At 47.2% G+C, this 14,107-nt stretch carries 13 protein-coding genes and 1 tRNA gene; 12 read left to right on the top strand and 2 right to left on the bottom strand.

Going from position 1 to position 14,107, the window contains the following annotated elements:
* Nucleotides 1-5: 5 nt before the first annotated feature.
* From whiA to ACUN27_RS36580, 3 genes are all read left to right on the top strand, one after another.
* Nucleotides 6-938, top strand: coding sequence for a DNA-binding protein WhiA (gene whiA, locus ACUN27_RS36590; RefSeq protein WP_127458361.1), 933 nt, complete (start codon nt 6-8; stop codon nt 936-938).
* A 148-nt stretch (nt 939-1,086) separates the two neighbouring features.
* Entirely contained in the window at nt 1,087-1,356 is a 270-nt protein-coding gene (locus ACUN27_RS36585) for an HPr family phosphocarrier protein (RefSeq protein ID WP_028555561.1), read from the top strand.
* A 217-nt stretch (nt 1,357-1,573) separates the two neighbouring features.
* Nucleotides 1,574-3,343, top strand: a complete 1,770-nt coding sequence (locus tag ACUN27_RS36580; protein WP_445560560.1) for a stalk domain-containing protein — start codon at nt 1,574-1,576, stop codon at nt 3,341-3,343.
* 538 nt (nt 3,344-3,881) lie between these two features.
* Here ACUN27_RS36580 and clpP read toward each other — a convergent pair.
* Both clpP and ACUN27_RS36570 read right to left on the bottom strand, forming a co-directional pair.
* On the bottom strand, nt 3,882-4,463 hold the full coding sequence (clpP, locus tag ACUN27_RS36575) for an ATP-dependent Clp endopeptidase proteolytic subunit ClpP (protein ID WP_127457107.1): 582 nt from the start codon (nt 4,461-4,463) through the stop codon (nt 3,882-3,884).
* Nucleotides 4,464-4,688: 225 nt separating this feature from the next.
* Nucleotides 4,689-4,760, bottom strand: a tRNA-Arg gene (locus ACUN27_RS36570).
* A gap of 233 nt (nt 4,761-4,993) precedes the next feature.
* Here ACUN27_RS36570 and ACUN27_RS36565 point away from each other — a divergent pair.
* The 9 genes from ACUN27_RS36565 to ACUN27_RS36525 all read left to right on the top strand — a co-directional run bounded on the left by ACUN27_RS36565 (nt 4,994) and on the right by ACUN27_RS36525 (nt 14,095).
* Nucleotides 4,994-6,016, top strand: coding sequence for a sugar-binding transcriptional regulator (locus ACUN27_RS36565; RefSeq protein ID WP_315955098.1), 1,023 nt, complete (start codon nt 4,994-4,996; stop codon nt 6,014-6,016).
* A 78-nt stretch (nt 6,017-6,094) separates the two neighbouring features.
* Nucleotides 6,095-7,099, top strand: a complete 1,005-nt coding sequence (gap, locus tag ACUN27_RS36560) for a type I glyceraldehyde-3-phosphate dehydrogenase (protein ID WP_127457105.1) — start codon at nt 6,095-6,097, stop codon at nt 7,097-7,099.
* 136 nt (nt 7,100-7,235) lie between these two features.
* Complete coding sequence (locus ACUN27_RS36555; protein WP_315955097.1) at nt 7,236-8,417, top strand: phosphoglycerate kinase; 1,182 nt, start codon at nt 7,236-7,238, stop codon at nt 8,415-8,417.
* 27 nt (nt 8,418-8,444) lie between these two features.
* Nucleotides 8,445-9,197, top strand: coding sequence for a triose-phosphate isomerase (gene tpiA / locus ACUN27_RS36550; protein WP_445560559.1), 753 nt, complete (start codon nt 8,445-8,447; stop codon nt 9,195-9,197).
* A gap of 1 nt (nt 9,198) precedes the next feature.
* A complete protein-coding gene (gpmI, locus tag ACUN27_RS36545) occupies nt 9,199-10,737 on the top strand; it encodes a 2,3-bisphosphoglycerate-independent phosphoglycerate mutase (protein ID WP_315955095.1) in 1,539 nt (512 codons plus the stop codon).
* 37 nt (nt 10,738-10,774) lie between these two features.
* A complete protein-coding gene (gene eno / locus ACUN27_RS36540; protein WP_127457101.1) occupies nt 10,775-12,067 on the top strand; it encodes a phosphopyruvate hydratase in 1,293 nt (430 codons plus the stop codon).
* Between the two features lie 88 nt (nt 12,068-12,155).
* Nucleotides 12,156-12,872 (top strand): M50 family metallopeptidase, encoded by a 717-nt coding sequence (locus ACUN27_RS36535; RefSeq protein ID WP_315955094.1) that lies wholly within the window; start codon nt 12,156-12,158, stop codon nt 12,870-12,872.
* A 112-nt stretch (nt 12,873-12,984) separates the two neighbouring features.
* Nucleotides 12,985-13,221, top strand: a complete 237-nt coding sequence (secG, locus tag ACUN27_RS36530) for a preprotein translocase subunit SecG (RefSeq protein WP_029196004.1) — start codon at nt 12,985-12,987, stop codon at nt 13,219-13,221.
* A 76-nt stretch (nt 13,222-13,297) separates the two neighbouring features.
* Nucleotides 13,298-14,095, top strand: a complete 798-nt coding sequence (locus tag ACUN27_RS36525) for an alpha/beta hydrolase (RefSeq protein ID WP_326063046.1) — start codon at nt 13,298-13,300, stop codon at nt 14,093-14,095.
* Nucleotides 14,096-14,107 lie beyond the last annotated feature (12 nt).

The following is a 14,107-nucleotide window of genomic DNA, read 5'->3' as shown; positions in this document are numbered from 1 at the left end:
GTCTCATGTCCTTTGCGGCAACAACCAAAAAAGAATTGACCTTAATAACCGAAGCGGAAGCGTGTTGTGAAAAAGCGGAGTTATCTGCTTTAATTCGCATGAATGGATCGGTTCAGTTAACGAACCAACGCGTTGTTCTCGATATCTCTACCGAAAACGCTGCTATCGCCAGACGTATATACTCCCTCATCAAAAAGACGTACAAACTGCACACGGAACTGCTCGTGCGTAAGAAAATGCGTTTGAAGAAGAATAATGTATATATTGTTAGAGTACCTGGTCAAGTGCAAGAGCTGCTCAGTGATCTGAAAATCGTTTCTGAAGGATTTATCTTTACGACAGGAATCAACAAAGAGATTATTAAGGGCAACTGCTGCAAACGCGCTTATCTGCGCGGAGCTTTCATGGCCGGCGGCTCGGTGAATAATCCCGAAGGATCTTCCTATCATCTTGAAATTGCCTCGATCTATGAGGAGCATTGCAAGGCACTGGCGCATCTCGCCAACAAATTCGACTTGAATGCCCGCTTTATCGAGCGTAAGAAAGGGTTCGTCCTGTACATCAAGGAAGGCGAGAAGATCATTGAATTTCTCAGTATCATTGGGGCTCATCAAGCGCTGCTGCGCTTCGAGGATGTCCGGATCATGAAGGATATGCGGAATTCGGTGAATCGGATTGTCAATTGTGAAACAGCGAATCTGAACAAGACGATCGGAGCGGCGGTGAGGCAGATCGAGAACATTCGGCTTTTACAAAGAGAGGTTGGACTTGACAGTTTGCCAGAGAAATTGAGAGAGGTTGCCGAAATCAGACTTCAGCATCCCGATCTGAATCTCAAGGAAGTTGGCGATATGCTCAAGGGCAATGTCAGTAAATCCGGCGTTAATCATCGCCTGCGAAAAATTGACGAATTGGCTGAAAAACAGCGGAATTCTTAGCTTTTACGGGAATGAACACGATGTAAATAAGTTTTTCTCATTTTTTCTAGTGTACTTGAGGGAAAAATGGTATAATGTTATAACATAAGGAATAGCACTGTTATCAGTAGTAATTCATATAAGCGCCACACTAGGGGGAATTAGTTCCATGTCCAGACGTCCAGTCGTTGTGAAGTTGAGAACAGGACTTCATGCCAGACCTGCGGCATTGTTTGTTCAAGAGGCGAATAAGTTTTCATCTGAGATCTTCGTTGAGAAAGATGAGAAGAAAGTGAATGCCAAGAGCATCATGGGAATTATGAGTCTCGCGATCAGCACAGGGACCGAAGTCTTCATAAGTGCAGAAGGTTCGGATGCAGAGCAGGCTGTAAACGCTTTAGTCACGTTAGTTAGCAAGGAAGAATTGGAAAACCAATAATCCTTCAAAAGCTTCCTTTCGAGGAGGCTTTTTTGCAATTGACCGCTGCTTCGGCAGTTACGGTAAATAAGTGTCAATCTTGTTAACATTTAAATAGACTAGCAACCTTTTTCTCTTGGCGGCGTCTAATGAACGTGGTCAATGAAGGAAAGGGCTATTTGCTTTGCCCTCTATCTCGCATACCTCGCATACTAAGGCAAAAGGAGTTAGAGAGAGAATGAAATGGAATGCTTTAAGGAAAGAAATTACTGTTATGCTCGCTTTACTAGTGTTTCTGGCTAGTGCGATTTCAGCACCAGCAGCGCATGCCGTATCGGCGAGTTCGTCCTTTATTTTACTTTATATCGATAAGTCAGAAGCTTTCGTAAATGAGGACCAGATTCATTTGGAGTCGCCATCTACGATTATCAACGGCAGCACATTCGTTCCTGCCAAGTTCTTGGGCGATACCATGGGCTTCAAGGTAGAGTGGAATAACGATTCCCGGACGATTCAAATGACACCTCCAGGCTACAACATCGTGCTGGATGCTGACCATAAGACAGTTACGACCAATGGCGTGGATACGCCTTTTAACTCGGTTGCTGCGATTGTGAACGGGAAGCTTCTGGTTAAGCTGACATGGCTTGCGGATTACATGGGCGCGAAGTACACGTACAACAGTGAATTGCGTCGCGTAGAGATTGTCCACTTTAAGACGCCTGAGGGCATCTACATTGATCAAGACAGCAATTCCCGACCTGTAGCTAAGTTTGCAACTGCGAAGCCTACTTACCGCCTTGGAGAGCCTGTGAAGTATGTGGACTTGAGCTACGATCCAGATGCGGAAGGCATTGCATCCTATGATTGGGTTGGCAAAGAGGAAGCGTTCTTTAAACCAGGCAAATATCCGGTCACTTTGACCGTGAAGGATCGCCATGGACACGAAAGTAAATTATTCAAAAGTTATGTAACGGTTGAGGACGTACCTTATTTGAACCAAGTAGAGTACCCGATTTATACAGCTCCTGTGGGCAGTTTCATCAAATCGGACTGGGGTACCATCTGGTCCCATTTCAACGAGTTGCCGATGCTTCCAAAGAAATTAACAGAACTGACTGACCGCACATTGCTGGTAAGCGATAGTCCTGAAGAGTTTACGGAAAAAGGCATTCTGTATCAGGACAAAATCAATGGGAAAGCGCGCTTGTATGCTGACCATATCAACGGAACGAAACAAATCATGACGATGGCGATCTTCGCCACGAATAATACGGATAAACCGGTAACGATCAAGACGACGAATAAAGGTGAGGTTTACCCTTCCGTTTATGCTAATTTGATCGGCAGCGAAGCTTCTGTAGACTTCCTGTTGAACAATGTGTACACAGATACAATGACGGTTGCTCCTCATGAGACCTATGTGTATGCGAAGCTTCCAGATTTTTATCCAGGGCAAGGCGTGAATTTGTTCTATGATGTCGAGACAGACGGCGAGTTGCAAATGTCTTTCGCGGTAACGGATCAAAGGTTAACGTCGAATACTGTGAAGGAACTTCCTTTGTTGGCTTTCAATGGTCATGTGAGGGGGACTTTCCCGGTATCTGAAATCAAGTGGGATATTGATGCGGCGAGTTTTGCCAAAACATCGGTGCTGACGATAGGCGATAATAAGACCGACCCGTTCGTCAAAGGTTATGATGTAATGCGCAAGGAGAACGTAGAGAACGGCGGAAACTATGGTGTCGTTTATAAAATCCATTCGGATAAGCCGCGCAAAATGGCCGTTATGATTATGGCCAGAGGCGGCGTGTTCAAAGGTCCGTTCAAAATTAACGGCGAGATCATTCCGGTGCCGAATTCCGGTGTCATTACCGCGTTTGACGGCATGGAAGTGCTGGCTCGCACGACGGGCAAGGAAGACGCGCTGGATATTGAGTTCACGCCTCCGGCGGGCTCAGCGTTCCCGATTGACCTTATTTTCTACCCATTGGATGAGAAAAAGTAAGTATTGTTAAGAGCCTTAGAGATCTTATCGCTTCGCTTGGAAAATCGGAAGATTTTCGGGTGGATAGGAGCCTCTGAGGCTCTTTTTTTGCTTGATGCGGCTTGCAGCAAGTACAGAAGTCAAACGCGCGGCAGGGATTTCGATGTGTAACGGACACACGAGCCGTTTATTCTTTGCTTTTTGACTACAACCGGACAGTTAACGGACTGAGGTGACGTTATTTAGTCGATTTTATCCGTTGCTAGGGCTGTTTATGGTAATAAGCTGCTGTGGGGTCCGTTAAGTCGAATTTGGAGCCTAAAAGAGAGAAATAGAGGCCTGTCATGTCCGTTAAAGAGGAGGAGGTCAGTGAAGTGGAGTAGAAACGGTGGGAAGGAAGAAGGACGAAGGGAAATGAGAGTTCAGTGATCAGGAGTTAGGAATATGGAACAGGAGTTGGAAGTCGAGAGGAAGGAGTAAGAGGTGAGGAGCAAAGACCAATAAAAAAACCAGCCGCAAGGCCGCTCAATAGCGCAGTTATGCAAGCTGGTTATTTTTATTAGACGCGCTCGATTACTTTATCGATGAGTCCGTATTCGGCTGCTTCTGCAGCACTCATGAAATTGTCGCGGTCTGTGTCTTTTTCGATGCGTTCGAACGTTTGTCCTGTGCGCTCTGCAAGGATTTTGTTCAGGTTATCTCTCATTTTCAAAATACGCTTCGCGCGAATTTCGATATCGGAGGCTTGACCTTCAGCGCCGCCAAGCGGTTGGTGAATCATGACTTCGCTGTTCGGAAGCGCGTAACGCTTGCCTTTGGCACCAGCGGTTAGCAGGAAGGCGCCCATCGAAGCAGCCATACCAACGCAGATCGTGGAGACATCCGGCTTGATGAACTGCATCGTGTCGTAGATCGCCATACCGGCTGTGATGGAACCGCCAGGGCTGTTAATGTATAGCGAGATATCTTTATCAGGATCTTGTGCGGCCAAGAAAAGTAACTGAGCAATGATGGAGTTTGCCACAACATCGTTGACACCCGTGCCTAAGAAAATAATGCGGTCTTTCAGCAAGCGAGAGTAGATGTCATATCCTCTTTCACCGCGTGCGTCCTGTTCGACGACCATAGGGATAAAACTCATGAGAATGACCTCCTTGGGGTGGGTAGATGGTTTAAAAGATTGGTGCCTGGGGCCAATGTCATGCTATGAGTTATGAAATTGATCTCCCGAGTACATACTATTTACAGTATCTACAAGTATGATAACGAAAAAACCTTCGAAGGTCAAGGAAGGTCAAACTAACAACAAAAAAAATCAGTCGAACGACTGATTTCTCTGATATTTCTCTCATTTCCATGTCATTTACGCGCCCGAAAGGAATCGAACCTTTATCTCAGGCTTCGGAGGCCTACGTCATATCCATTGGACCACGGGCGCATGTTTCAAAAAAGCGAAGCAAGGGTTATTATATGTCACCTCCGCGCAAAAAGCAATACCGTAAGCCCTTACAGCACATTTTGTTGAAATTGTTTGAACAATTGTTGAATGTTAAAGCGTTATTGGTTATAATAAACGTGTAAGGCCATTTTTTTTCACCCGGGTGGGACGCAAAATGTATACCCGGGACATAAAACGTCCATCACTGGATCAGGAGCGTCGAACGTCGTTATATGAGAGAAATTCTAGACATTCAGAAAAAGCTCTTGCCGGATCTCATGGACATCATGAAGAAGCGATACTCGATTCTGCATCATATCTTAGTCTCTGGTGTTGTCGGACGTAGAACGTTAGCTTCTTCGCTCGATATGACGGAGCGGGTGCTCCGCGGAGAGGTAGACTTCCTTAAGGAGCATGGGCTTTTGGAATCGGACGCCTCTGGGATGAAGATCAGTGAGTCCGGCCGTCAACTGCTCGAAGATATGCTGCCAATCATTAAGATCGCTTTTGGATTGACGGATTTGGAAGAAAGCATCGCGAAAGCGTACGGTCTCTCGCAAGTCATTGTGGTTCCTGGCGATACGGACACTTCGGTCTTCACGAAGAAGGAGCTTGGACGCGCCGGCGCAGCGGCACTGCGCAAATATGTGGCCAAGGGCGACATTATTGCAGTAACCGGCGGCTCAACAATGGCGCAGATTGCGAATAACCTGACGATTTCCTCTTCCATGAAAGGCAATTGGTTCGTACCGGCTCGCGGTGGACTCGGCGAAAGCGTGGATATGCAGGCGAATACGATCGCCTCTATTATGGCCAAGAAGACAGGCGGGAAATACAGACTGCTTCATGTGCCGGATCATTTAGGCGAGGAAGCGTATCAGACGCTTATCCAAGATCCGCAGATTCAGGAAGTTGTTGACGCTGTTCGCAGTTGTCGCATCGTAGTTCACGGTATCGGAGATGCTATGGTCATGGCTCGAAGGCGCAAGGTGGATGCCGAAACGACTCGCAGCTTGCAGGACGATGGCGCTCTGGCAGAGGCATTCGGGTACTATTTTGACCGCCAAGGAAATGTCGTGCACAAGATGCCTACAGTCGGGCTTCGTCTGGAGGATCTGCAGCGGACAGAGGTCGTGATTGGCGTAGCAGGCGGCAAAAGCAAGGGTGAAGCGATCGCCTCCGTTCTAAGGCACGGGCAAGAAGATGTGCTGGTAACGGATGAAGCGGCGGCACTTGAAATTATGAAACATGTGTAAGTGGACATCATAACGTGGGCTTGTACCAGCTGCGTTTTGAAATAAATAAATCTTTTTTAATCTTAGGAGGAATTCGCTATGGTAAAAGTAGGTATTAACGGTTTCGGACGTATTGGTCGTAACGTGTTTCGCGCAGCTTTGAACAGCTCAGAAGTACAAATCGTTGCAGTAAATGATTTGACTGACGTTAAAACACTGGCTCACTTGCTTAAATATGACACAACTCACGGTAAACTAGACGCAACAGTTGAAGCTGGCGAAGGCGAATTGATCGTTAACGGTCGTTCCATCAAAGTTTTTGCTGAGCGTGACCCTGGGAACCTGCCATGGGCATCTGTAGGCGCAGAAATCGTTGTTGAATCCACTGGTATCTTCACAGCGAAAGAAAAAGCATCCCTTCACTTGAAAGGTGGAGCTAAGAAAGTTATCATTTCCGCTCCTGCTTCCGACGAAGATATCACAATCGTACTTGGCGTAAACGAAGACAAATACGATCCAGCAGCTCACACAATCATCTCCAACGCATCTTGTACAACAAATTGCTTGGCTCCTTTCGCGAAAGTTATCAACGATAGCTTCGGAATCGTAAAAGGTATGATGACAACTGTTCACTCTTACACAAATGACCAATCCGTGCTTGACGTTCCTCATAAAGACCTTCGTCGTGCTCGTGCAGCAGCTGAGAACATCATTCCTTCCAGCACTGGTGCAGCAAAAGCAATCGGTCTGGTTCTTCCAGAACTTAAAGGCAAATTGAACGGTATGGCTATGCGTGTTCCTACACCTAACGTATCCGTAACTGATTTGGTTGTTGAACTTAAAGTTAACGTAACAGTTGACGAAGTAAACGCAGCTCTGAAACAAGCTTCCGAAGGCCCTCTTAAAGGCATTCTGAACTACACAGAAGAGCCGCTTGTATCCAGCGACTTCAATGGTGACCCAGCATCTTCCACAGTTGATGCATTGTCCACAATGGTAGTTGGCGACAACATGCTGAAAGTAGTTTCCTGGTACGACAACGAGTGGGGCTACTCCAACCGTGTAGTTGACTTGGCTGCTTTCATCGCTAAAAAAGGTCTGTAATTTCATACAACACACACTAACAACCACATGAAGAGGAGAAGCGATTCTCCTCTTTATGTGCGATTGTTGCCTATATAAGTTGATCGGAAACAGGAAGTACGGAAGTAAACCATACACGTTCAGGAGGCTTTAACTTATGAGTAAGAAAAGTGTTCGCGATGTTGAAGTAGCTGGTAAAAGAGTATTCGTTCGCGTTGATTTCAACGTACCTGTAGAGAATGGTCAAATCACGGATGATACACGAATCAGAGAAACGCTCCCTACGATTAAATACTTGGTAGAGCAAGGCGCTAAAGTCATTCTTGCTGCGCATTTTGGTCGTCCGAACGGACAAGTGGTTGAAGAGCTTCGTTTAACACCGGTAGCTGTAAAATTGGCTGAGCTGCTTGGTCAAAACGTGATCAAAGCGGATCAATCCGTTGGTGAAATCGTGAAAGCACAAGTGGATGCGCTTGAAAATGGCGACGTTCTCTTGCTTGAAAACGTTCGTTTCAACGAAGGCGAAGAGAAAAATGATCCTGAATTGGCAAAAGCTTTCGCTGATCTGGCTGATCTGTTCGTAAATGATGCATTCGGTGCAGCTCACCGTGCACATGCTTCAACTTCAGGCATCGCTGCTTACATACCGGCTGTTTCCGGTCTTTTGATGGAGAAAGAGCTTGATGTTCTTGGCAAAGCGCTGAACAACCCTGAGCGTCCTTTCACAGCGATCGTCGGCGGTTCCAAAGTAAAAGACAAAATCGCTGTCATCGAAAACCTCCTGAACATTGCAGACAACGTCTTGATTGGCGGCGGTCTGTCCTATACATTCCTGAAAGCACAAGGCTACGAAATCGGTAAATCGCTTCTGGACAATTCGAAGCTTGATTTGGCGCTTAGCTTTATTGAGAAAGCCAAAGAAAAAGGGGTTAACTTCCTGCTTCCTGTAGATATCGTTGTTACTGATAAATTCAGCGCTGATGCGAACACGCAAATCGTTGATATTGACAGTATTCCTGCAGATTGGGAAGGCATTGACATCGGACCTAAAACACGTGCACTTTATGCAGACGTTATCGCGAAGTCCAAACTGGTTGTTTGGAACGGACCGATGGGCGTATTTGAAATCGAGCCGTTCTCGCATGGTACACGTGCGGTTGCTGAGGCTTGTGCAAAAACAGAAGGCTACACAGTAATTGGCGGTGGCGATTCTGCTGCAGCAACGGAAAAATTCCACTTGGCTGAGCAAATGAACCACATGTCCACAGGCGGCGGAGCTTCCTTGGAGTTCATGGAAGGTAAAGCATTGCCGGGCGTTGTAGCTTTGAACGATAAATAATTCATTATCAAAGGAGAGCGTATCCGAATGAGCAGAAAACCGATTATCGCGGGTAACTGGAAAATGTTCAAAACCGTTTCCGAGGCTGTTAGCTTCGTGAACGAAGTAAAAGGCAGCACGATCGAAGGCGTAGAAAGCGTAATTTGTTCCCCTTTCACAAACCTGCCGGCACTGGTTGAAGCTGTAAAAGGCACTGATTTGCATGTAGGCGCACAAAACCTGCATTTCGAAGACAATGGCGCGTTCACAGGCGAAATCTCCGGCGTTATGCTGAAAGATCTCGGTGTGGAGTATGTCATTATCGGCCACTCCGAGCGTAGAGCTTACTTCGCTGAGACGGACGAAATCGTAAACAAGAAAGTCGCTGCGGCTTTCAAACACGGCTTGAAACCGATCCTTTGCGTAGGCGAGAAGCTGGAAGAGCGCGAAGCGGGTCAAACCAAAGATGTTTGCAAAGTGCAAACAGAAGCAGCTTTTGCTGGTCTTAGCGCAGAGCAAGCAGCACAAGTGGTTATTGCTTACGAGCCAATCTGGGCAATCGGCACTGGAAAATCCTCCACAGCTGCTGATGCACAAGACGTTATCGGCTACATCCGTGAGCTTGTGAGCGGTCTTTACGGCGCTTCCGTAGCTGATGCGGTTCGTATCCAATACGGCGGCAGCGTGAAGCCTAACAACATTGCCGAATACATGGCGCAACCTGATATCGATGGCGCACTTGTTGGTGGAGCAAGCTTAGAGTCTGCTTCCTACATTCAACTCGTCCAGGGGGCGAAGTAATATGTCCAGACCGAAACCGGTAGCACTCATCATTCTCGATGGCTTCGGACTGCGTTCGGAAGAGCAGGGGAATGCCGTTGCTCATGCCAAAAAGCCGAACTATGACCGTTACTGGTCAAGTTATCCACATACAACTTTAACGGCTTGCGGTGAAGCTGTAGGTTTGCCTGAAGGCCAGATGGGGAATTCTGAAGTAGGACACCTGAATATCGGCGCAGGCCGTATCGTTTATCAGGATCTGACGCGGATTTCCAAATCGATTCGTGACGGTGAATTTTACGACAATGAAACGATCGTAGGCGCTGTGCGTCATGCCAAAGAGAACGGCAAAAAGCTGCACCTTTACGGGCTGCTTTCCGATGGCGGCGTACACAGCCACATTGAGCATTTGTTCGCTTTGCTGGATCTAGCTAAAAAAGAAGATTTCCATGAAGTGTATATCCATGCGTTCCTCGACGGCCGCGACGTAGCTCCGGATTCTGCGAAGAGCTACATGGAGCGCCTTCTGAAGAAAATCGCCGAAGTCGGCGTAGGTAAAATTGCGACCGTTCAAGGACGCTATTATGCAATGGATCGCGATAAACGTTGGGAGCGTACGGAGAAATCCTACCGCGCTATGGTTTACGGTGAAGGTCCAGCCTACACTGATCCGATGAAAGCTATTGTTGAATCTTACGAAAAATCCATCTTCGACGAGTTCGTTATGCCAACGGTTATCGTTGGTGAGGATGGCAAACCGGTAGGGCTTGTTGAATCCGGCGATGCCGTCATCTTCTTCAACTTCCGTCCGGACCGTGCGATCCAGCTTTCGCAAGTCTTCACGAATGAAGACTTCCGTGGTTTTGACCGTGGTCCTAAAGTGGCTAAGAACCTGTACTACGTATGTCTGACGTTGTTCAGCGAGTCTGTTGACGGTTTCGTAGCGTACAAACCGAAGGATCTCGATAACACGCTTGGCGAGGTGTTGGCACAGAACGGTCTGAAGCAGCTTCGTGCAGCGGAAACGGAGAAATATCCGCACGTAACGTTCTTCTTCAGCGGCGGACGCGATGCGGAACTGCCAGGCGAAACTCGCTTGCTGATCCCTTCCCCGAAGGTTGCGACCTATGACCTGAAGCCAGAGATGAGCGCTTATGAACTGGCTGATGCTGTTGTTAAAGAGATTGAAGCAGAACGTCATGACGCGATCATCCTTAACTTCGCAAACCCTGACATGGTTGGCCACTCCGGCTTGCTGGAGCCAACGGTGAAAGCGATCGAAGCAACAGACGAGTGCCTGGGTAAAGTGGTGGAAGCGGTTCTTGCCAAAGGCGGAGTTGTCTGCATCACAGCCGATCACGGGAATGCCGATGTCGTCACGAATGCGGACGGTTCACGCAATACGGCGCATACAACGAATCCGGTCCCTTTTATTGTTACGGACAAATCTGTTACACTAAGAGACGGCGGAATTTTGGCAGATATTGCCCCAACCATGCTGGACTTCTTAGAGGTTAAACAACCGGAACAAATGACCGGGACTACAATCCTTAAGAGATAGCAACCAAATTAATTATATAAAAGGAGTGTTTTCTACAATGACTATTATTTCTGATGTTTATGCACGCGAAGTATTGGATTCCCGCGGTAACCCAACGGTTGAAGTTGAAGTCTATCTAGAGTCCGGCGCATTTGGCCGCGCTATCGTTCCATCTGGCGCATCCACAGGCGCGTACGAGGCTGTTGAGCTTCGTGACGGTGACAAAGGTCGTTACCTGGGTAAAGGCGTTCTGAAAGCCGTTGACAACGTTAACGAAATCATCGCTCCTGAAATCATTGGCTTGGATGCACTTGATCAAGTTGGCATCGACACAAAAATGATCGAGCTAGACGGTACTCCGAACAAAGCAAAATTAGGCGCTAACGCAATCTTGGCGGTTTCCATGGCTGTAGCTCGCGCTGCTGCTGACGCTTTGGATGTTCCTTTGTACACATACCTTGGCGGATTCAATGCCAAAACACTTCCAGTTCCAATGATGAACATCATCAACGGTGGGGCGCATGCCGACAACAACGTTGACGTTCAAGAGTTCATGGTTCTGCCGGTTGGCGCACCTACGTTCAAAGAAGCTCTTCGCATTGGCGCAGAGATTTTCCATAGCTTGAAATCCGTATTGAAAGACAAAGGCCTTAACACAGCTGTTGGCGACGAAGGCGGATTCGCTCCTAACTTCACATCCAACGAAGAAGCGATCACAACAATCCTTACAGCGATTGAAAAAGCTGGTTACAAACCAGGTGTTGACGTATTCTTGGGTATGGACGTTGCTTCCACAGAGTTCTTCAAAGACGGTAAATACGTACTTGAAGGCGAAGGCAAAACATTCACATCCGCTGAGTGGGTTGACTTCCTTGCTGCATGGGTTGATAAATACCCAATCATCACAGTTGAAGACGGCTGCTCCGAAGATGACTGGGAAGGTTGGAAATTGCTTACTGAGAAATTGGGTAACAAAGTTCAACTCGTTGGTGACGATCTGTTCGTTACGAACACTGAGCGTCTTTCCACAGGTATTGAGCAAAACATCGGTAACTCCATCTTGGTAAAAGTAAACCAAATCGGTACGCTTACTGAGACTTTTGATGCGATCGAAATGGCGAAACGCGCTGGTTACACAGCGGTTATCTCCCACCGTTCCGGTGAGAGCGAAGACAGCACAATCGCTGACATCGCGGTTGCTACAAACGCTGGTCAAATCAAAACAGGTGCTCCTTCCCGTACAGACCGCGTTGCGAAGTACAACCAACTTCTTCGTATCGAAGACGAGTTGTTCAGCGTAGCTCAATATGCGGGTAAAAAAGCTTTCTACAACTTGAGAAACTTTAAATAAGTTTTTTACGTAGTAAATAATTAAATAACAGCTGGGGCTGGCCGGTGACTTCGTCACCGCCGCCTGTGCGACCGAGGGGGTCATTGTAATGAGCAATTGGGTGAAGACTATTTTATTTCTGATAGGTTCCGCATTGCTTACACACTGGATCCCCTCTTCTTTTTTTCGCAACTTGGATACCATGGTTCATGAGTTTGGGCACGCGGTGGTAACGTTGGCGCTGTCTGGTCAAGTGCAGCGAATTGAGCTGTATGCCAACCATAGCGGTGTCACGCTTTCGGCGATTTCTCAGGCAAGATCGTGGTCGATCATTCCTGTGGCTCTGGCCGGATATACGACAGCTTCCGTATTCGCTTGGTTCCTGTTCTCAGCCTTTGCCAGAGGGAAGCAGCAGGTCGGTTTTCTGGTCATGATCGCGATATCCGCCATTTCATTGCTCCTATTCGTTCGGAATGGTTTCGGCATCATGTTCTTAATCGGATTTATTGCCTTGACGATCATTATGATGGCTATTCCTATCAAATGGCTGCGCAATTTTTATTACTTGCTGCTCGCTTTTCTGTGCTTGGAAGAGTCCGTGTTCGGACCGATTTATTTGATCCAAGCTGCGTCGCGAGATGCACGGCAAGCTGGGGACGCCACGAATTTGGCGCTTCATACAGGGGTTCCGACCATGGTATGGGCGATTATCTTTACACTCTTTGCGTTATGGTGTGCGAAGCAAGCGGTTCAAGCTTTTCTTGGGGGAAATAAGCGGTCAAGAAGCACCAATCGCCAATCATCAGCGTATTCCTATCGTGATTAAAACGTAGTAAAACGTCCAAACACCTCTTTTGTTGTTTTCTAGGACGAACTGTGTTAAAATACTCATGCTAGTCATATAAGCAAAAGTACAGGCAATTGGGGTGCTAATAAACATGGTAATCTTTATGAAAATTTTGTTGATCATAGCTTCAGTCGGATTAATTGCGATTGTTCTTCTACAAAAAGGTAAAAGCGCAGGGTTGTCCGGTGCCATTTCCGGTGGTGCGGAGCACTTATTTGGTAAACAAAAAGCACGAGGTTTAGAACTTTTCTTGTCCCGTTTCACGATGGGGCTTGCTGCTGCATTTTTCATTCTTTCCATTGTCGTAGCATACGTAGTGAAGGCCTAACACACATAAAACGATAACAGCAGGGGAAATCTACTCCTGCTGTTTTTTCATTTTAAAAGGGCCTTATAGGTAGGAGATGTTTACCATCGAAAGCAGAATCTACAAATCCACTGAGCCTTTTTTCTGGACAGGCAAGGGGACGAAGCAGACAACAGGTATATTAATGATTCACGGGTTCACGGGATCGCCCTCCGAATTTCGACGGATTGGGTATGAACTGCGGGATGAGGGCTACACGATTCAGGCAGTGAGGCTTCCCGGACATGGCACGTCACCGGAAGATATGCTACGAACCGGATGGACGGATTGGTATGGGCATGTGCTGGAGAATTACGACGCGCTTGCGGCGAAATGCAAAAACGTCGTCGTAATGGGGCATTCGATGGGTGGGCTTTTGGCCCTGAAGCTGGCGGTTGAACGTCAAGTAGCAGGTGTGATCTCGCTGGCTACACCGATCTTTCTGACGTCAAGAAAATCGGCGCTGGCGGTCATTATGCAGTATTTTATCAAATACATAAATAAGAAGCCCAAAACACTCTCCACGCTATTAGATGAGTCATGTGCATATACCAAAACGCCGATTCGTTGCGTCGTTAGTTTGCGAAAGCTTTTGAAACATGTAAAAGGTTTGCTGCCTCAAGTAAAAGCGCCGATATGGATCGGGCAGGGGGGCAAGGATGGCGTCGTCCATCAGGGAAGCGCAGCGTTTTTATATGAACGCACTCGCTCTGAAAGCAAAGAGCTTCGTTATTATGCGAAATCATCGCACGGTTTGCTGCTTGATCAAGAGAGAGAGCTTGTTTATGCCGATATTGCGGCGTTTATCCTTTCTCTACAAGTGGCATACTATGGAGTAAAGGAACGGGTACGGTGAGTGTAGGACGAA

It is taken from the genome of Paenibacillus sp. WC2504 (genome assembly GCF_052682475.1).
This window is presented reverse-complemented; position numbering and strand designations above follow the sequence as displayed.